This is a genomic window from Arthrobacter sp. NPDC057013 (assembly GCF_042674585.1).
Classification (GTDB): domain Bacteria; phylum Actinomycetota; class Actinomycetes; order Actinomycetales; family Micrococcaceae; genus Arthrobacter.
Genome location: NZ_JBHUSE010000011.1, coordinates 114,699 through 133,154, shown reverse-complemented (window position 1 = coordinate 133,154; position 18,456 = coordinate 114,699). Strand labels below are relative to the sequence as shown.

The following is an 18,456-nucleotide window of genomic DNA, read 5'->3' as shown; positions in this document are numbered from 1 at the left end:
CCTCCCGCCGTCGTCCGCTTCCTTTATATTTGGCTCTTGCCAGCGCAACGGGGACATGAGTACTGTGCGGCCAGTCGGACTTTCGGCCGCGCCGGACTTTCGGCTGCATCCGGAGTTTGGCAGTACAGCGCGGCACCCCAATCGGCGCCGCTGTCAGGGGCCATGAACCGTACAAACACGGCCCCGTATTTTCAGGCGCCCGGTCGCCGCGCCGGCACAACCCACGGCGTGCAGGGCGCCACGCTTCGATTAACGCCGCCCTTTATCCAGGGGAGAACCTGATGTTAGGCACCAGAAGCCGCCTCGCCGCCGTCGCACTCGCCGCCGCCCTCGTGGGCATCGCCGCCCCCGCCCACGCAGCCCCCGCAACGCTCGTCAGCGCGGGACCCGGAATCCTCGTCGCCGACGGCGCCGCCGTCGACATTCCCGTCACCTTCGTCTGCGACACCGGACCCACCCTGGTCACCGCCGTGCCGGTCATCCAGCTGACCCAAAGGGTCAGCGACGGCCGGATCGCCGGCGGCCTTGGGAACGCCGAGCTCGCCTGCACCAGGAAGGCCCAGACCGTCACCATCCGCGTGGTTCCGAACGTGATGGCGTTCAACGAGGGCACGGCCGCGGCCACGGTGGTGCTGCAGAGCTGCAACGCCCAATTCCAGTGCTCTGCGGAAATCATCAACACCGAGGTGAAAATCGCCAAGGGCGCGGGCAACGGGATCCAGCCGCAGCAGTAATCTCAGGCCCGGCTCAGCTCCCGCCCGCCCAGTTCAAGCTCGCGGACGATGCCGTCCACCAGCGATGCCGGATCACCAAGGATATCCACGGCAATGTGAGCCTCATCAGCGCCCAGCGGCTCCAGCGTCGCAAGCTGCGACGCCAGGAGGCTGCTGGGCATGTATTCGTGCGCCCGGCTGCTGATCCGGCCCGAAATGGTGTCTGCCGCCCCGGCGAGATGGATGAACACCAGGTCAGGCCCGAAGCTGCGGAGCGGGTCCCGGTAGCTCCGTTTGAGCGCCGAGCAGGCGATGATGCGCGTGCCCGCTCCGTCGGCGGGCGTCGCCAGTGCGGCGGCCAGGGGCTGCAGGTTCGTGATCATGATGTTCTATCCAAACTTTTAGCCGGCGAAGTTGAGGAGGACTTTGCCGGATTTGGCTGAGTTGCGGGCGGTGTCGAAGGCTTCGAGGGCGGCGGTGACGGGGTAGTCGTGGGTGATGACCGGGTCGATGGTGAGGGTGCCGTCGGCGAGGGCGGTGATGACCTGGTCGATTTCGTCGTTGAACCGGAACGAGCCGCGCAGGTCCAGTTCCCGGGTGATGGCCAGGGAGATCAGGACCGGCTGGGCCCCGGTGGGCAGCAGCCCGACCATGACCACGGTCCCGCCCCTCGCCGCGCCCTGGATCGCGGAGGCCAGGCCGTGGTGGTTCCCGGAGGATTCGATCACGACGTCGGCCTGCACCGCGGCGATCGCCTCAGCGTCGGTGGCGGTCAGGACCTCGTCCGCGCCCACCGCGGCGGCGATCTCCAGCGGTTTCGCGTGCATGTCGACCGCGACGATCCGGGCCGCGCCGGCGCGTTTGAGGACCGCGACCGCCAACGCCCCGATCGGGCCGGACCCGATCACCAGGGCGGTTTTGCCGGCCACGTCCCCCGCCCGTGACACCGCATGCCAGGCCACCGAGGCCGGTTCGATCAGCGCCGCGGTGCGCAGGTCCAGGGTCTCGGGCAGGGCCCGGAGCATCCTTACCGGCAGGTTCACGTACCGGCTGAACGCCCCGTCCGTGTGCGGGAACCTCGCCGCGGACCCCAGGTAGGTGCAGCCCGGGGACAGGTTCGGCCGGTCCGCCGGATACCGTGGCGCGTCCGGGCCCTCACCGGGACCCGGGGTGGCCGGATGCACCGCCACCGGCACCCCCGCGGCCGGCCCCGCACCGTTGGCCGCGGCCCGGACCACCCGGCCGGAAATCTCATGCCCCAGCACCAGCGGTGCCTTCAGGATCGACTCCCCGGCCGCGCCGTGCAGCCAGTAATGCAGGTCCGACCCGCAAATCCCCCCGTACAGCACCTCGACCACGGCCTCATCCGGCCCCGGCGCCGTCAGCGGCAGATCATCAACCCGCAGATCCCCCTTGCCGTGCGCGACCACCGCCGGACCCGACACCGGCAACACGGCCTCCGCCTCCGCCGTTGCTGCAGTTGCTGCTGTTGCTGTTGCTGTTGTGCGTGCCATCAGACCACCACCGTCATTCCGCCGTCGATAAAGATTGTCTGCCCGTTCACAAAATCCGACCCGGACGAGGCCAGCCACACCGCCGGACCCGCCAAATCCCGCACCGTCCCCCACCGCGCCGCCGGGGTCCGGCCCAGAATCCACGAATTAAACTCCGGGTCATCGACCAGGTTCTGCGTCATCTCGGTATGGATATACCCCGGCGCGATCCCGTTGATCTGCAACCCCGAACCCGCCCACTCCGCCGTCATGGCCCGGGTCAGGTTCCGCAACCCGCCCTTCGCCGCCACATACGGGGCGATCGTGGGCCGGGCCAGATCCGTCTGCACCGAACAGATATTGATGATCTTCCCGTGCCCGCGCGGGATCATGCGCCGGGCCGCCTCCCGCCCCACCAGGAACGCGCTCGTCAGGTCAGTGGAAATCACCCGCTCCCAGTCCGCCACGTCCAAATCCAGCATCGGCACCCGGTGCTGGATCCCGGCATTGTTCACCAGCACCTCCAACGGGCCCACCTGCTCCTCCACCCACGCCACACCCGCTGCGGCCGCCGCATCATCCGTGACATCAAACGCCACACTGTGCACCCGGCCCGGCGCGTACTCCGCCGCCATCACCGCCTCCGCAGCCTTGAGCCGCTCCGCGTTCACCCCGTTCAGCACCACCGTCGCACCAGCATCCGCCAACGCCCGCGCCAACGCATTACCAATCCCCCGGCTCGAACCAGTCACCAACGCAACCCGCCCGGTCAAATCAAAAAGTGAAGTCATGCGAACGGGCCTGCCTGCACGAGGTTGGCCGGGGTTTCTCCCGCGGCCAGTGCTTCGAGTTGCCGCCGCAGGAGCTTCAGGATCCGCGGCTCGAAGGCCGACGTGTTGCCGCCCACGTGGGGCGTGATGAGGGCGTTGGGCGTGGACCACAGCGGGTGGTCCTGCGGCAGCGGTTCCGGGTCGACGACGTCGAGGGCGCACTGCAGACGGCCGGACAGGACCTCCTTGGTGAGAGCTGCTGTGTCCACCACCGGGCCGCGTCCCACGTTCACCACGAGGGCACCGTCGGGCAGGGCTGCGAGGACTTCCTCACCGATCAAGTGGTGGGTCTGGTCGTTCAGCGGCAGTACCGAGACCAGGATGTCGTGCGTCGCGGCAAGTGCGGTCAGCTTGCTGGAGGCGTGGACCTCGCCGTGCTCGTCGGTCCGTGCGGTGCTTCCCACCCGGGTGACCGTAACCTCGAAAGGCTCCAGGCGGCGGGCAATTTCGTGCCCGATCCCGCCGACGCCCACCAGCAGCACGCGGCGGTCCGCGAGGGATTGGCGCCGCTCCGGCCGCCACAGACCGTACTGCTGGTCGCGGACGGCCTGGTCGATGCCGCGCAGTTTGGCAAGGATCAAACCCACCGCCAGTTCCGCCGTCGCCGCCGCATGAACGCCTGAGGCGTTTGCGACGCCGGCCGCCGGCCCGGCGGCCTCAATGACGCCGTCGTATCCGGTGGACTGCGTCTGGACGAACTTCAGGTCGTCCACCTGGGCGAGCGATCCCAGAACCGCGCCGGCGTTGATGTACGGGAGGATGACGCCGTCGATCTCTCCCAGCGTCGCATCCTCGGGATCCGACTCCAAGTCCCAGACGACACCCCGCAGGCCCTCGGGAAGGGGTGCGAGATCGGCGAGCAGTTGCCGGTCGGGGAAGCTGACGGTGCGTACTGGTTGCATCGGTAACCTATCGATTCTGGAGAGCTGGAGGTGGACAGGGCGGGGCCAGTTCGGACTGGCCCCGCCGTTGGCAGCTTAGACCGGGCGCCGGTCGAACGTGAGACCGCCGGGGACCTGGAACGTGGGCATGAGTTCCAGCATGCCCACGTTCACGTGGCGCGGTGTTTCGATGGCGTAATCCATAGCGTTGACGATGTCGTCGGTGGTCAGGGATTCGTAGCCCTCGTAGTACGTCTGCCACGCCTCTTCCATGGCCTCAGGCGTGCCGCCCATGTTGCGGCCGAAGATCTCAGTTTCGACGCGTCCGGGGCAGATCTCGGTGACGCGGATGCGCTTGCCCACGGTATCGTTGCGCAGCTGGCGCGAGATCTGGTGCACAGCTGCCTTGGTGGCGTGGTAGACCGTGTGGCCGTAGAAGTTGTACAGGCCCGCGATGGAGCTGATGTTGATGACGTGGCCGCGGTCGCGTTCCACCATGCCCGGCAGGACCAGCCGGGTGAGCTGGAGCAGGCCGCGGAGGTTGACGTCAATGAGTTCATCGATGTCGTTCTCCGAGGAGTCCAGGATGTTGCCGGGCCGGGACACGCCGGCACAGTTCACCAGGACGTCGACCTCGAGGTTTCCGACGGCGGCCGTGAGGGCCGCGGTGTCGGTCAGGTCGACGATGTGGGGAACGGCGCCGGTCTTGTCGGCCAGGTCCTTCAGGCGTTCCTCGTTGCGGGCCACGGCGTGAACGGTGAGTCCCCGCTTGGCGAGGCGCTCGGCGATCGCGGCACCCATCCCGGTTGAGGCGCCGGTGACGAGGGCGGTTGAGTAGTCTGAAAACGGCATGTAAGTCTCCTGGTTAGTGCAGTGGTAAGTGTTAGGCGTCGCGCAGCGGAAGGTGTGCGCGGTCCTTGACGGTGCTGACGGCCGCCAGCGTGCCCAGCGCGGTGATGACCGCGTAGAAAGCAGGCATGTAGATGTTGCCGGTGGACGAGATCAGCCAGGTCATCAGCAGCGGGGCGGTGCCGCCGAAGAGTGCCGAGGAGATGTTGTAGCCCAGGCCGTAGGCCGAGTACCGGACGCGGGTGGGGAACAGTTCCACGATCAGGATGTGGATCACCGCGGTGTGGCCGGCGAAGACGACGGCCATGAGGCAGGCACCCAGGATGGCCAGGGCCATGTTGCCGGTGGCGATCAGTGCGTAGGAGGGGATGCCGAGGACAGCCATGGCGATTGCCGAGCCGGCGATGACCTTCTTGCGGCCGATGCGGTCGGAGAGGGCACCCATGAACGGGATGGCGATGCAGATGACCACCAGGCTGCAGGCGGTAACGAGGAGTGCCTCACCGATGGTGAAGTTGAGCTGCTTGCCCTTGAGGAACGTCGGCATGTAGGAGAACAGGACGTAGTAGCCGGAGCCGTTCATGAGCGGGATGAACAGGGCCAGGAGCATGGCGCGGCGGTGTTCGGCGGAGGCGAAGGCTTCCTTGAGGGGGTTCTTGGACAGGCCGCCCTCTTCCTTCAGCTTCACGAAGTTGGGGGTGTCCGCGATGGCCTTGCGGATGTACCAGCCGATGACGCCCATGGGGATGGCAACCAGGAACGGGATGCGCCATGCGAACGAGCCGAAGCCGCCGCCGTCGATCGCTGCCTGCGTGAGCCAAGGCGACATCGAGAACGCGACCAGGGTGCCGGTGAGCAGGGCCGCGAAGGATGCGATCTGGGCGTAGGAGGTGATGATGCCGCGCTTGCCTTCAGGGGCGTGCTCGGCGAGGAAGGTCATGGCGCCGGCAGCCTCGCCGCCGACGGAGAAGCCCTGCAGCAGGCGGAGCAGCACAAGCAGCACGGGGGCCGCGATGCCGATGGCCGAGTAGGTGGGCAGGAGCCCGATGCCGGCGGTGGCGATGCTGATCAGCAGGATGACGAAAACCAGTAGTTTCTGGCGTCCGATCTTGTCGCCCAGGATGCCGCAGACGACGGCGCCGAGGGGGCGGACGAAGAAGGACACGGCGTAGCCGGCGAAGACGAACAGCAGGGCGTTGTCCGGGTTACCGGGGGCCAGGAACACGAGCGCCAGCGTTCCGGCCATGAAGGCGAAAATGCCGTTGTCGTAGAGCTCAACAAAAATCCCGACGCACCCCGCGGTGACGACTTTCCGGGTCTGCCTCGCATCGAGGCGGTCGTGCTGCGGTGCACTCGCACGCGTTGGTGTAGACATTTTCATTCCTAACTTGGACTTAGTTCGAGGAGAGGTCATCGGTGATCCCTAGCTGCCGGCTGCCGGCACGAGTTCCGGCCAGCCGGGCTCTTTACCGATGCCAAGGAGGGCGAAGACGGTACTGACGCGGGAACGGAGGTTTTCCAATTCCCGTAATGCGGCCCGATGCTTTGCCGTGGCTTCGGGGACGGTGGTCTTGCGGAAGGTGATGATGTGCCCGGGCCGGGCCTGGGCGAGGGTGTCGAGCGAACGGCTGGTGACCACCGCCATGACGGGATACCCGGCTGTGACGCCGCGTCCCCGGTGCAGTACCAGCAACTCTTCCCTGGACGGAACCTCGATGGCTCCGACCGGAACGCCGCGCGACAGCACTTCGGCTGACGACTGGCGTTCGGGAAGCGCCCCGCCGAGGCGCAGCCCGATGTGGTTGCTCCGGGCGCTGACGGTGTACTCGGTGTTGTACAGCAGCTCTGCTGTCTCACCGAATTCTTCGACGTCCGGACCGTCCGTGACGTCAATGACCGCCCGGCTGCTGAACTCCGGCCGGGTCAGGCCCAGCCGGAACAGCGGAAGGTCAAAGTATGGCTGCCGGATGGGTCCGACGCTCCGGGAGGTCTTCAGCCTGGTGCCTTCGGAGAGCCGAAGGCCGAAGCCGATGACCGTATCGGGGGCGCAGCTTCCGAGCAGTTCCGGAGCTTCCACCGAACCGTGGACGGCAAGGTAGGCGCGGAGGCCGCCGGTGATGCGGCGTACCGCCACAGTCTCCCCGGCACGGACGGACACCGGTTCCCACTGCGGGCATTCGCGGCCGCCGACCGTGAGGGTCAGCGGTGCGCCGGTGACGGCGATGAGGAGGTCCGCGGTGGCCTGCATCCGGAAGTCGAGGGCGGTGATTTCCAGCAGCGGAGCGTTGTCGGCGTTGGCGGCGAGAATGTTGGCCGCCCGCGCCGAGAACTGGTCGAGTGCCCCGTTGACGGGGAGCCCGAACCCGGGTCCGCGGAAGCGGCCCAGATCCGTGACTACCGAGTTTCCGGGCTGCTGGATGATCAGTGACCCGCTCACCGTGCTGCCTCCAGTTTCCGTCCGGCGTAGTCTGCGAACTCTTCCGGCTGGATCTGGCGGAACGTCAGGCGGTCGCCGGGCAGGTAGGGAACCAGCGGTTCGCTGGCGGCATCGAGGACGGTCAGCGGGGTCTGGCCGATGACGCACCAGCCGCCGGGTGCCACCGCCGGGGCGATGACTGCCTGCCGGCCGGCGACGGCCACGGCACCAGCCGGCACGGACAGCCGGGGGTCCTTCAGCCGCGGGACGGGGAGCGGAAAATCGGGACCGTCCATCATGGGTGAGCCCGCAGGGGCGCCCAGGCAACGGATGACGTAGGACTTGGCCGTGTGGAGCGCGATGACGTCCTCCACGGACAGCTGCTCGTGCTCGGCAACACGCTCCAGGTCGGGGCCGTATTCGCCGCCGTAAACCACCGGGACGCTGAATTCGCGGGGCGTGCGGGCGGGTGCGCCGGCATGCTCAAGCTGGCGCAGGCCGAGGAGCACAAATGCCCTGACCTGGCGCGCGGAGGTGACCCCGGGATCAAATTCCACGAGCAGCGAGTCGTACGTGGGCACTGCGCCGTGTACGCCGTCGGCCCCTGCAGTCTCAAGCCACTGCGCGAGGGAGTGGACGGTGCTCCAGTTGGCCTCCGTGTCAGCGGAGTCGGCGACGACCCGCAGGGCCGAATCCCCGGACTCGAAGATCTCCACGGGGGTTGGATTTGGAGTGGCGGCCATGTCAGGCGACCTTCTCTTTCGCGGCCAGAACCTGGGCGAGCGGGGCGATGGTCACGCCGGCGTTCTCCAGTTCAGTGCGGACATGGCGGGCCAGCTGCACCGCGCCGGGGGTGTCACCGTGCAGGAGGACGGTGTCGGCAACTATCGGCAGATCCGTGCCGGCGACGGTCTCGATGAGCCCTTCGCACACCATGCGGACGGTGCGCTCGACGATGGCGGCCGGATCGTGGATCACCGCGCCGGGGCGGCTGCGGGGCACAAGGGTGCCGTCGGCTTCGTAGGCGCGGTCGGCGATGCCGACGATGCCCACCGGGAGCTGCCGTTCGGCGGCGGCATCGGCGAGTTCGCCGTCCTGGGCCAGGACGATGAGGGCGGGGTTCAGGCGGGCAGCGGCATCGGCCACGGCTGCTGCGTAGTCGGGGCGGCTGGCTACGAGGTTGCCCAGACGTCCGTGCGGCGCGATGTGGGCGATGCTCGTGCCGTGGTAGCCGGCGAAGGCGCTCAGGGCACCGAACTGGTACAGGACGTCGTTGCGGACCTCGTCCGCCGTCAGGTCCATGGCGCGCCGGCCGAAGCCGCGCAGGTCCGGGAAGCTCGGGTGCGCCCCGATGCTGACGCCGCGGCGGACACATTCAGCGACTGTGGCATGCATGATGTCCGGGTCACCGGCGTGGAAGCCGCAAGCGATGTTGGCACTGGAAACCACCTCGAGAAGGGCAGCGTCGTCGCCCATCGAGTAGGCGCCGAAGCCTTCTCCGAGATCTGCGACGAGATCAACTGTGAGTCCCATTATCTGCCTTCCTGGGGTGGTTGGCAGCGGCCCTGCCCGCCGGGGCGAAAGGCTCAGCTGCGCTGGTGATGAGGTGTGTCCGAACTGGCCCCGGAGATGGTTCCCGGTCCGTGCTGCCGGGCTACCGGCTTCTGCAAAAAAGTCTGACACCGCGATTTGGCTCACACAAAGACGTAATCGGTGTCACGGGATAGGTAGTGGTTATGACCACCGCCGCAGTGGTGTCCATGCCCGTCTCCTTCCCATTTGGAGGGTTCGGTCCTTGGCGGCCCGCCCTCGTCGCATTGAACATATGGAGCGTTTATTTCCGGAATGTAAAAGCGGCCGGCATTTTCGGTAAAAGCGAATAGTATGCAAAATGCGTCTACCCCCATTGGAAATTTGGATGTCGCCGGAGGGGATAGAATGTACGCCTAGTGAAATAGCGTTCTGGGTTCAACCTAGTGTCAGCGATACGGATCACACAAAGACCTATTGCGTATCCCTGCATAGCAACCCGTTATGACCTTCTTGGGCTCAGGACGCCGCAAGGAGAGAGGGCGGCCGTGGATACCAGGAAACTGGCGTACTTCGTGCAGATCGTGGATTCGGGGAGCATCACCAAGGCCGCGGCGGCTCTGCATGTGGCCCAGCCGGCCCTGAGCCAGCAGGTTTCGGCCCTGGAAACTGAACTCAAGCAGCGCCTGCTGATCCGCAGCAAGCAGGGTGTGCAGCCCACAGCCGCCGGGCACACGCTGTACCGGCACGCCCAGTCCATCCTGCGGCTCGTCGCACAGGCCCGGCAGGACGTTGCCAAGTCCGGGGCGGCGCCGTCGGGCCGGGTGTCTATCGCCATTGCGCCCTACAGCATGGCCTCGAGCCTGACCCCGCAGATCATCAGTGAAGTCGCCCGGCGTTACCCGGACATCGTCCTCCACGTCACGGAAATCTACGGCGGTGTCCTGAGCGAAGCCATCAAGAACGGCCGGCTGGACATGGCCCTCATCTACGAGCCCGGCCCCATCCGCGGCGTCCTGTTCACCACCATGATCGTCGAGGACCTGCACCTGGTGGTCAACGCCGCCAGGACGGATATCGACGCCGGTAGGGGCGAGATCACGTTGGAGGAGGTGGCCCGCCTGGGGCTATTCCTTCCCGAGAAGATCCACACCCTGCGCCAGACGGTCGAGGCCGGCTTCGACAGCAAGGGCCTGAAGCTCCATCTCGTGGGCGAGGTGGAGTCGGTGCCTTCGCTCACCCGGCTGCTGCGTGCCGACCTGGGAGCCACCATTTTGCCCAAGTCTGCTGCCGATGCACTGTTCCATGAGGAGGACTTCTGCGTCCTGCGGATCGTGGATCCCCCGCTGCAGTGCAAGATCGCGCTGTGCACGCCGGACCACGATCCCCTCTCGGAGGCGGCGTCGGCTGTACTCCTGGTGCTGAAGGAAATGCTGCAGGAAATGCTCAGCAATAAGTATGGCCGCTAGGGGTTCATAGGTTCCGCTTATTAGGGCACTCATCATTTGTCTTAGTAACCGACTCCTTCGGGATTCTAATATTGGCAGCAAGCCAAGAAATTGTGGAAAAGCACTTTCCGCAATCAGAATCAACGGGGAGTCTGCCATGAAAAAGCTCAGCACCATCAGGAGAACTACCGACCCGAGTCTGGGACTCATGGCGAAAACCGGGTCCCATTGCCCCACCAACGGTTTCTGGCGGCCGGAGGACCGGTCTGCAGCTCCGATCTTCGTTTTCGAGGGCAGCATCATGCCGGTCAGCGGCGGCGGCTCGACGGTCTGGTACCTGGAGGATGCCGTCTTCGGCGCCCCTGCCTACCCGGTCCCGCACCGCGTCTAGCGGCCCTCTGCGCGTCTAGCGGGCCTCTGCCGGAACCGAAGGTTCCGGTGAGGGGCACTGGACGCGCGTACGACGGCGGTGCTGCCGCTGGTTGGGCGTTCTGGCCCGCTGTCTCCCGGGTCCGGGCGCCCAGCTGGCTGAGGCCGAAAAAAGTTTTTCAGATCCCCCCAGATCTGGGGCAGATCGACCCTTTAATGTCGCTCCCCGTTGGCAGACTGTGTGCATGGAGGTTCTCGGGAATCCAGCACTGACAGCGGAGGCGCCGCGCGCTCACGCCCAGCGTGCCGCCGCGGCTCCCGGCGCACTGTTTCCCGACGCAATTGTCCCGGGTGACTTGATTCCTGACAGTTGGTTCTCGGGCGACGTTTTTCCGTTCGATGACAGGTTCCTGGAGGACGGGGTTTCCTACGACGATGATCCTGACGCCGTGTATCCGGAGGACCCTTTCCCTGGCGGAGAGTATGCGGATGGCGTTTTTCCGGAGTACCCGTTTCCCGAAAGCCTGTTTGCCCATGAGGTGTTCACCGACAGCGCGCGCTCCGGCGCGGGCGCACCTGGGCTGAGTCTCGACGACAGGCTGGCGGGGGCACAGGTCCTCTTGAAGGCCGACCTGACAGCCGAGGGTCCCGGGCTGATCGACCAAACCAGGGCGCTGGAGAAATTCAAACGCTGGGCCACCGGGCAGCAGGCCCGGCTTGCCGTTGAGTTCGAAGCGAGCCAGCGGCAGGAACAAGCCGAACTTAGGGCGCAAACCGAACCCGGAGCCGGGATCAGCCCGGCGCAGACTCACCGCAGCACACTGTCGGCCGAGGATCCGGGCAGGAAACGACCCAAGGAAAACACCACGGGCGTGGCGGAGCAGATCGCGCTGGCCCGGGGTGAGTCCCCGCACCGGGGAGGCCGGCTCCTCGGGATGGCCAAGGCCCTGGTGGTCGAGATGCCCCACACCCTGGCGGCCCTGGATACAGGCCAGCTCAATGAAGAAAAGGCCATGTATGTCGTGAAGGAAACAGCCGTCCTGACCGTCGAAGACCGGGCAGCGGTCGATGAGGAGCTGGCCGCCGATACCGGGACCTTCGACGGGGTGGGTACCCGGGGCGTGATCGCCGCCGTCAAGGCCGCCGCGGTCCACCGGGATCCACGCTCGGTCACCCAACGCGCCAGCCACTCCGCAACCGAAAGGTCTGTGAGCCTGCGCCCGGCACCGGACTGCATGACCTATCTGACCGGATTCCTGCCCGCCCACCAGGGCGTCGCCGTCTACAAGGCACTCACCCGGCAAGCCGACGCCCTACGCTCCGCGGGGGACCCGCGCTCCCGGAACCAGGCCATGGCCGACACCCTCGTCGAACGGACCACCGGAACCCCCGGCGGCATCAGCGGGGTAGAGCTCAACGTCGTCATGACCGACCGCACCCTCCTCGAGGGCGAGAGCGAACCCGCAAGACTCACCGGCTACGGCATCGTCCCCGGACAGTGGGCACGGAAACTCATCAACGAAGGAGGCGAGAGGTGCGCCGAGCCGACCACTGGCAGCTCAAACGAGCCCGGCTCAAATTCCGTCAAGAAGGACGCGGTGACAGGCCAGAAGGACCCGAAGGAAGAACTGAAGATCTGGCTCCGGCGGCTCTACACCGCCCCGAACACCGCTGACCTGGTAGCCATGGACTCGAACCGGCGGCTCTTCCCGCCACCGCTGCGCCGCTTCATCCAGGTAAGAGACGACACCTGCCGCACCCCCTACTGCGACGCCCCGATCCGCCACCACGACCACATCATCGCCTGGCACGACGACGGCCCAACATCCCTCGCCAACGGCGCCGGACTCTGCGAAGCCTGCAACCACACCAAAGAACTCCCCGGCTGGAAAGCCCAACCCAGACCAGGGCCGCGGCACACCCTCGAAATCACCACCCCCACCGGCCACACCTACCGCTCCACCGCACCACCACTGCCCGGACACAGCGTGGCCAGATCCAGCCTGTCCGGACCCGGGTTGAGTGAAACCGGTCCACCGGGAGGCTGGGTAAGCAAAATGCAGCAGTCCGGGCAGCCAGGTCCAGCGCATTAACAGCAGGACAGCGCGGACGGGCGGGGCTGGGTTATCGAGGCTGGATGGACGGGGCTGGGAGGTGCTGGCCAGCGCCGCTGCCGCTGCCAAGACACGCGGCTACGCCTGCTCGACCAGCAGACCCTTGGCCTTCAGGACCTCGGTGAGGTTGCACAGTTCGATGGTGGTGCCGCCGGCCTTGTAGAGGCCGATGAGCTCGCGCTCGGCGTCGTCACGTTCCTGCGAGAGGCGGATGACTTCCTCGATCTCGTCCTTCCGGACCACAACAACACCGTCGGCGTCGCCGCGAAGGACGTCGCCCGGGTAGATGATCTCGTCGCCGAAAACCACGGGGTGGTTGATGGGACCGATGGTTTCCTTAACGGTGCCCTTGATGGAGACGCTGCCGGAGAAGACCGGCAGGCCCAGCTCGATCAGGTCCTGGGTGTCGCGGACGCCCGAGTCCGTCACCATGCCCGCGAGGCCCTTGGCCTTCATGGCGTTGCCGAGGACGTCGCCGAACGTGCCGGCTTCCTCGTACTCGCCTGCCGCAACCAGGACAACGTCGCCAGCCTCGGCGTAGTGGATGGCCACCTGCAGCATGAGGTTGTCGCGCGGGGCGCAGCGGACGGTTGTGGCGGGGCCGCAGAAGGACATGCTGCGGTCGATCGGCTTGATCTTGGAGCTGAGTGCTCCCTTGCGGCCCTGTGCCTCGTGGATCGTGGCCGAGGAGAACTGCGCCAGCCGGCGGACGGCGTCGGCGTCGGGTCGTTCAATGTTGGTCTTTACGTGGATCACGGAATTTTCCTTCATTTGGTGGGGGTTGGCTGTGGCCCGGGCGGCGGTCAGCTGAGGGCCCGGACGGCCTTGTCGATGGCTGCGATGGACTCTTCGATGATGTCGAGGCTGGTGGCGTAGGAGATGCGGAAGTACGGGCCCAGGCCGTAGGCCGACCCCTGGATGACGGCGACGGAGGCCGCCTCGAGCAGGTAGAGCGTAAAGTCCTCGTCGTTGGCGATGACCTTCCCCTCCGGGGTGGTCTTACCGATGGCACCGCCGCAGTTGACGTACGCGTAAAAGGCGCCTTCCGGCGTCGCGCAGGAAAGGCCGTCGACGGCGTTCAGCGCGGCTACCGCCGCATCGCGGCGGCTGCGGTAAACCTCCACGCTTTCCCGCACGAAGGCCTGGTCGCCGGTGAGCGCGGCGGCACTGGCGGCCTGGCTCACGGAGGACGGGCAGGAGGAAATCTGCGACTGCAGCTTGTTGATCGCTGCGATCAGCGGCGCCGGTCCGGCTGCGTAGCCCAGCCGCCAGCCGGTCATGGCGTAGGCCTTGGACACGCCGTTGACGGCGAGGACACGGTCTTTCAGTTCGGGGGCAACCTCCACCAGGCTCGAAATCTTGCCGGTGCCGAAGTAGATCTGGTCGTAGATCTCGTCCGTCAGGACGTAAACCTGCGGGAAGTTGGCGAGGACGTCCGCCAGCGCACGGAGTTCGGACCGGGAGTACACGGCGCCGGTGGGGTTTGACGGGGTGTTGAGGATGACCCACTTGGTCCGTTCGTTGAGCGCCCCGGCCAGCGCCTCGGGGGTCAGTTTGAAGCCGGACTCCTCACCGCAGGTGACAACAACAGGGGTGCCCTCGTTCGCGAGCACCATGTCCGGGTAGGAAACCCAGTACGGTGCGGGCACCACAACCTCGTCGCCGGCATCTAGCGAAGCCATGAACGCCGTGAAGATAACCTGCTTGGCGCCGCCGCCGATGGTGATCTCAGCCGGGGTGTAGTGGATCCCGCTGCGCAGCTCGATGGTCTCGAGGATCGCCTTCTGCAGTGCAGGCGTGCCGGTGACCGAGGTGTACTTTGTCTCGCCGTTGCTGATCGCCTCAACCGCAGCGGCCTTGATGTGCTCGGGGGTATCGAAGTCCGGCTCGCCGACCGTCAGGTCCAGGATCCGGCGTCCTTCCGCCTTCAGTTCACGAACACGGGCAGCTGCGGCCACGCTGGCGGAAGACTTGATGCGGGACACTCGCGATGCAGGTTCAAATTCAGACATGGTCTCTTCCTAGGGAGTCAGGAGGGAGCGATATTCGTTCCTTCGACACTAGGGAATCCCGGCCGGTCTGGATAAGACCTAATCTGCGTGGACGGATAAGCGTCTCTTATGGACCGCCGTCGGACGTCCTGCAAAAGAACCCACAAACCAAACTTTTTGGTTATGGCTCCACGCACTATAGGTATTTCCGCGCGTCCGCGCGTTCTGCCTAGCCTTCTAGGTAAGTCCTGAACCCGAACCGAGGAGTGCTGTTGGCTATTCCGCACCGTGATGACCGTGGGGACGGCTACTACCGCTACCGGGGAACGGCGAAACCGGACAAGACCGCTGTCCAGGCGGAAAACACGCGCAAACTGCTTCGCGACAGCCGGCAGCGGATTTCCTTCAACGCCACCAGCATGCGCGCCCTGTCCGTCCGGCTGAACCAGCAGATCGCGCAGGCGCTTTGCGACGGCATGAAGGTCACGCGCCTCGCTGAAGCCGCGGAGCTCTCCCGCTGGGCGGTCCGCACCGTGGGGCTCTCGGCCGACGACCTGCTCCCCTCCGGGCTGCCGGCCGAGCAGCATTTGGCGGCGATCCACCAGCTCAAGTCCGAACTGGCTGAACTTGAGGAGTCCAAGACCGCGCTGGAAGACCGCCGCCTTAACCTCCTGGCGGCAGCACGACGGCGGGGAGTTCTGGATGACTATGAGCTCGCCGCCCTCAGCGGATTGCAGCGCGAAACGATCCGGAAGATGACGTGGGGCGTCCAGCCGGAATCGGGTGCGATCCCGGCGTAAATCTGCACCCGCCGTCGTACGCGTTCAGCCCAACGGTCGAGCCCTAGCGAGGCCGGGCGAGCAAGCGTAGCGTCGAACTGCACGCTGTTGCTGGTTGCTCGGAGGTGGTCCCGATGGCTGGATGGAATGCTGATACGGCGGCGGGACCGCTGGGGGCCGGGACGGTCACCCTGGTCGAAGGATCGTCCTTCTGCATCTCCCTGCCAAACGGGGACATCAGCACAGAGCATCCGCATGGCCTCTTTGTGCAGGACGCCCGCATCCTCTCGGGCTGGAGCCTGACGGTCGACGGCCTGGCACTGGAGCCGCTGGCAGCCGAGACCAAAGAGCCGTACCGGGCACTGTTTGTGGGACGCGTTCCCCGCTCGGACGGCTACGCCGACAGTCCGCTGATCGTGGAGCGGCTGCGGGAGGTCGGGGCCGGCATCCAGGAGCAGGTCACGGTCCGGAACTTCTCCCTCGAGCCGGTCGACTGCGTCATCGCGGTGAAGATCGGGGCGGACTTCGCGGACCTCTTCGAGGTGAAAGAGGCACGGATCCTGCGGCGCTGGGACGAAAAACGGCAGGCCGACGGCGGTTCGCTCACCATTCGCGCGGTGTGGCAGGACGTCCGGAAGGGCGTGGTGGTTCAGGCCCCGGGTGCTGACGTGTCAGCGGACGCCGTGACGTACCGGGCTACGGTTCCGGCGCACGGACACTGGAGCACAGTCCTGACCGTGCTGCCCAGCGCCAAGGGATCCGATGCGGCGATGGCTTTCGTCCATTCCGGGGGCGATGGCCTGTCGCCCAGGGACCTGCGACGGCGGGAGTGGGTGGCGAAGATCCCGGTCCTGCAGATGGGCAACCGGTCGGTCGAACGGACCCTGCGGCGCAGCTACGACGATTTGGGCGCCCTCCGGATCGAGGACCCCGACCATCCTGAGCGCGTGGTGGTGGCCGCCGGGGCGCCCTGGTTCATGACCCTGTTCGGCAGGGACTCGCTGTGGGCTTCGGTGATGGCGATGCCGGTGGACCCGTCCCTGGCGCTGGGCACGCTGCAAACCCTGGCCGACCGGCAGGGAACCGTGGTGGACCCCATGACAGAGGAAGAACCGGGGAAGATCCTCCACGAAGTCCGGCTCGACGTTTCCAGCGGGCTGTCCCTGGGCGGCAAGTCGGCCTACTACGGCAGCGTCGACGCGACGCCCCTGTTCCTGATGGTGCTCGGGGCGGTCAGCCGCTGGGGCTTCGCCGCGGACACGATCGCCGCCCTGCTCCCCCATGCGGACCGCGCACTCGAGTGGATCATGAAATACGGGGACAAGGACGGTGACGGCTTCGTCGAGTATGAGCGCCTCAACGACCAGGGTCTGCTCAACCAGGGCTGGAAGGACTCCTGGGACGGAATCAACTTCGCCAACGGCAAACTGGCCGAGCCGCCTATCGCACTCTGCGAGGTCCAGGCCTACGTCTACGTCGCTTACCTTTCGCGGGCATGGCTGGCGTACGACGCCGGAGACACTGCTTTTGGGAATGAGCTCGCCGACCGCGCGGCCCGGCTGAAGAAACAGTTCAACGAGCAGTTCTGGATCCCGGAACGCGGGTACTACGCCATTGCCCTGGACGGCAAGAAACGGCAGGTGGACTCCTGCGCTTCGAACATAGGCCACTGCATGCTGCAGGGCCTCATTGACGAGGACAAAGCCCCGCAGGTGGCCGAGCGGCTGATGTCCCCCGAGATGTTCAGCGGCTGGGGTGTGCGCACCCTGGCCAGCGACATGGGCGCCTACAACCCCGCCAGCTACCACAACGGATCGGTCTGGCCGCACGACAACGCCATCGTCGCGGCCGGGCTCCTCCGCTACGGCTTCGTCGAGGAGGCGCAGCGGATCGCCACCGGCATAATGGATGCCGCTGAGTACTCCGATGGCAGGCTCCCGGAGCTGTTCTGCGGTTTCAGCCGGGAGCAGCTCGCCGCCCCGGTTCCATATCCGACGGCGTGCTCGCCGCAGGCCTGGGCAGCCACCGCACCGATCCAGCTGGTGACGAGCCTGATGCGGTATGACCCCGTCGTGTCCGCCGGGGGCGTGTGGATGGACCCCGTCCTTCCTCCGTCCTTCGGCGACCTGCACATCACCAATGCTCCGCTGGGCGGCGGCCGCATCACCATCGACATCGCCGGCTCCGTTCCCTCTGTCCGCGGGCTGCCTGAAGGGATGACGTTCCACCAGGGGCACCGGCCGTGGATGTCAGAGCTGGTCCAGCAAGCCGACCACCGGCGCAGGGAGCGGCTGGAGAACTGGGGCCGGTAGGAGGCCGCCCGGAGAATGCCCGGCTGGAGTCAGTCCCGCCTGCCCGGTGCCGTCTCCCGTGTCATGCGACGCCTTCCAGGATTTTGGCCCGTGCCTGCACGGAGACGTAGTCGCCCTTGAAGAACAGGAGTGGATCGACGCCGGTACGGGCGCTCAGCGCGTGGACCGCGGCCACCACAATGGTGTGGTCGCCGCCGTCGTACTCCTGGTGCAGTTCGCAGTCCACCCAGGCGAGGGCGCCGTCGAGAACGGGGTTGCCGAGGGGCGACGGCGAGTGGTCGACGCCGGCGAACTTGTCTGCGCCGGACCGCGCGAACTGGGCCGCAAGGTGCTGGTGGTCAGCGGGAAGGATGTTGACCGTGAAGCGGCCCGCCCGGCGCAGCAGCGGCCAGGTGCTGGAGGTCCGTGCAGGGCTGAAGGTGACAAGCGCCGGTTCCAGCGAGAGGGATGCGAAGGACTGGCAGGTGAACCCGGCAGGGCCGTTCTCGGTGGCCGCGGTGATCACGGTCAGGCCCGTTGCGAAGTGGCCCAGGACGTTGCGGATCCGGCGCGGGCTGAGGTCTGAGAGTTCCGTCATGGCGAGTCCTTTCGAAGCGTGTAGACCCAATCAAGCACCTTGCCGGCCGCTTCCCAAGCCAGGCTGCAACGAACTGACGCGCATGGAAACGCAGCTTCACGGCCCGAAGCAGGGCGTAACAAAACAGGCAGGCTTCAGTGCTTCGGGTGACGAA

General features: G+C 66.4%; 18 protein-coding genes. 6 read left to right on the top strand and 12 right to left on the bottom strand.

Annotated features, from left to right (window positions below):
* Nucleotides 1-281 precede the first annotated feature (281 nt).
* Nucleotides 282-734: a hypothetical protein gene (locus ACFTSA_RS15480; protein WP_377952384.1), complete on the top strand. Its 453-nt coding sequence runs from the start codon at nt 282-284 to the stop codon at nt 732-734.
* A 2-nt stretch (nt 735-736) separates the two neighbouring features.
* Here ACFTSA_RS15480 and ACFTSA_RS15475 read toward each other — a convergent pair whose 3' ends face one another.
* From ACFTSA_RS15475 to ACFTSA_RS15435, 9 genes are all read right to left on the bottom strand, one after another.
* Complete coding sequence (locus ACFTSA_RS15475) at nt 737-1,096, bottom strand: hypothetical protein (protein WP_377952382.1); 360 nt, start codon at nt 1,094-1,096, stop codon at nt 737-739.
* 18 nt (nt 1,097-1,114) lie between these two features.
* Nucleotides 1,115-2,227, bottom strand: coding sequence for an L-idonate 5-dehydrogenase (locus tag ACFTSA_RS15470; RefSeq protein WP_377952381.1), 1,113 nt, complete (start codon nt 2,225-2,227; stop codon nt 1,115-1,117).
* Nucleotides 2,227-2,997 carry an SDR family oxidoreductase gene (locus ACFTSA_RS15465; protein ID WP_377952380.1) on the bottom strand — a complete coding sequence of 257 codons (771 nt, stop codon included), beginning with the start codon at nt 2,995-2,997 and terminating at the stop codon, nt 2,227-2,229. The genes ACFTSA_RS15470 and ACFTSA_RS15465 overlap by 1 nt, the downstream gene beginning before the upstream one ends.
* On the bottom strand, nt 2,994-3,938 hold the full coding sequence (locus ACFTSA_RS15460) for a 2-hydroxyacid dehydrogenase (protein ID WP_377952378.1): 945 nt from the start codon (nt 3,936-3,938) through the stop codon (nt 2,994-2,996). The genes ACFTSA_RS15465 and ACFTSA_RS15460 overlap by 4 nt, the downstream gene beginning before the upstream one ends.
* A 75-nt stretch (nt 3,939-4,013) precedes the next feature.
* Entirely contained in the window at nt 4,014-4,769 is a 756-nt protein-coding gene (locus ACFTSA_RS15455; RefSeq protein ID WP_377952377.1) for an SDR family oxidoreductase, read from the bottom strand.
* A 31-nt stretch (nt 4,770-4,800) separates the two neighbouring features.
* Nucleotides 4,801-6,141: an MFS transporter gene (locus tag ACFTSA_RS15450; protein ID WP_377952375.1), complete on the bottom strand. Its 1,341-nt coding sequence runs from the start codon at nt 6,139-6,141 to the stop codon at nt 4,801-4,803.
* A 48-nt stretch (nt 6,142-6,189) separates the two neighbouring features.
* Complete coding sequence (locus ACFTSA_RS15445) at nt 6,190-7,203, bottom strand: biotin-dependent carboxyltransferase family protein (protein ID WP_377952373.1); 1,014 nt, start codon at nt 7,201-7,203, stop codon at nt 6,190-6,192.
* Nucleotides 7,200-7,925 (bottom strand): allophanate hydrolase subunit 1, encoded by a 726-nt coding sequence (locus ACFTSA_RS15440; protein WP_377952372.1) that lies wholly within the window; start codon nt 7,923-7,925, stop codon nt 7,200-7,202. The genes ACFTSA_RS15445 and ACFTSA_RS15440 overlap by 4 nt, the downstream gene beginning before the upstream one ends.
* 1 nt (nt 7,926) lies before the next feature.
* Nucleotides 7,927-8,715: a LamB/YcsF family protein gene (locus ACFTSA_RS15435; RefSeq protein ID WP_377952371.1), complete on the bottom strand. Its 789-nt coding sequence runs from the start codon at nt 8,713-8,715 to the stop codon at nt 7,927-7,929.
* 545 nt (nt 8,716-9,260) lie between these two features.
* Between ACFTSA_RS15435 and ACFTSA_RS15430 the strand changes: the two genes are divergently transcribed.
* From ACFTSA_RS15430 to ACFTSA_RS15420, 3 genes are all read left to right on the top strand, one after another.
* The gene (locus ACFTSA_RS15430; protein ID WP_377952370.1) at nt 9,261-10,181 is read left to right on the top strand and encodes a LysR substrate-binding domain-containing protein; all 921 of its coding nucleotides are present in this window, start codon (nt 9,261-9,263) and stop codon (nt 10,179-10,181) included.
* Between the two features lie 136 nt (nt 10,182-10,317).
* Nucleotides 10,318-10,551, top strand: coding sequence for a hypothetical protein (locus ACFTSA_RS15425; RefSeq protein ID WP_377952368.1), 234 nt, complete (start codon nt 10,318-10,320; stop codon nt 10,549-10,551).
* Nucleotides 10,552-10,774: 223 nt separating this feature from the next.
* On the top strand, nt 10,775-12,622 hold the full coding sequence (locus ACFTSA_RS15420) for a DUF222 domain-containing protein (RefSeq protein WP_377952366.1): 1,848 nt from the start codon (nt 10,775-10,777) through the stop codon (nt 12,620-12,622).
* Between the two features lie 99 nt (nt 12,623-12,721).
* Here ACFTSA_RS15420 and ACFTSA_RS15415 read toward each other — a convergent pair whose 3' ends face one another.
* The gene (locus ACFTSA_RS15415) at nt 12,722-13,399 is read right to left on the bottom strand and encodes a 4-carboxy-4-hydroxy-2-oxoadipate aldolase/oxaloacetate decarboxylase (RefSeq protein WP_377952364.1); all 678 of its coding nucleotides are present in this window, start codon (nt 13,397-13,399) and stop codon (nt 12,722-12,724) included.
* A 47-nt stretch (nt 13,400-13,446) separates the two neighbouring features.
* Nucleotides 13,447-14,655: an aspartate transaminase gene (locus tag ACFTSA_RS15410; protein WP_377952363.1), complete on the bottom strand. Its 1,209-nt coding sequence runs from the start codon at nt 14,653-14,655 to the stop codon at nt 13,447-13,449.
* Nucleotides 14,656-14,906: 251 nt separating this feature from the next.
* Here ACFTSA_RS15410 and ACFTSA_RS15405 point away from each other — a divergent pair, with 251 nt between their 5' ends.
* A complete protein-coding gene (locus ACFTSA_RS15405) occupies nt 14,907-15,434 on the top strand; it encodes a hypothetical protein (RefSeq protein WP_377952361.1) in 528 nt (175 codons plus the stop codon).
* A gap of 113 nt (nt 15,435-15,547) precedes the next feature.
* Nucleotides 15,548-17,725 carry a glycogen debranching N-terminal domain-containing protein gene (locus tag ACFTSA_RS15400; RefSeq protein WP_377952360.1) on the top strand — a complete coding sequence of 726 codons (2,178 nt, stop codon included), beginning with the start codon at nt 15,548-15,550 and terminating at the stop codon, nt 17,723-17,725.
* Between the two features lie 61 nt (nt 17,726-17,786).
* Here the strand turns inward: ACFTSA_RS15400 and ACFTSA_RS15395 are convergent, their stop codons facing one another.
* Entirely contained in the window at nt 17,787-18,302 is a 516-nt protein-coding gene (locus tag ACFTSA_RS15395) for a flavin reductase family protein (RefSeq protein ID WP_377952359.1), read from the bottom strand.
* Between the last annotated feature and the right edge of the window lie 154 nt (nt 18,303-18,456).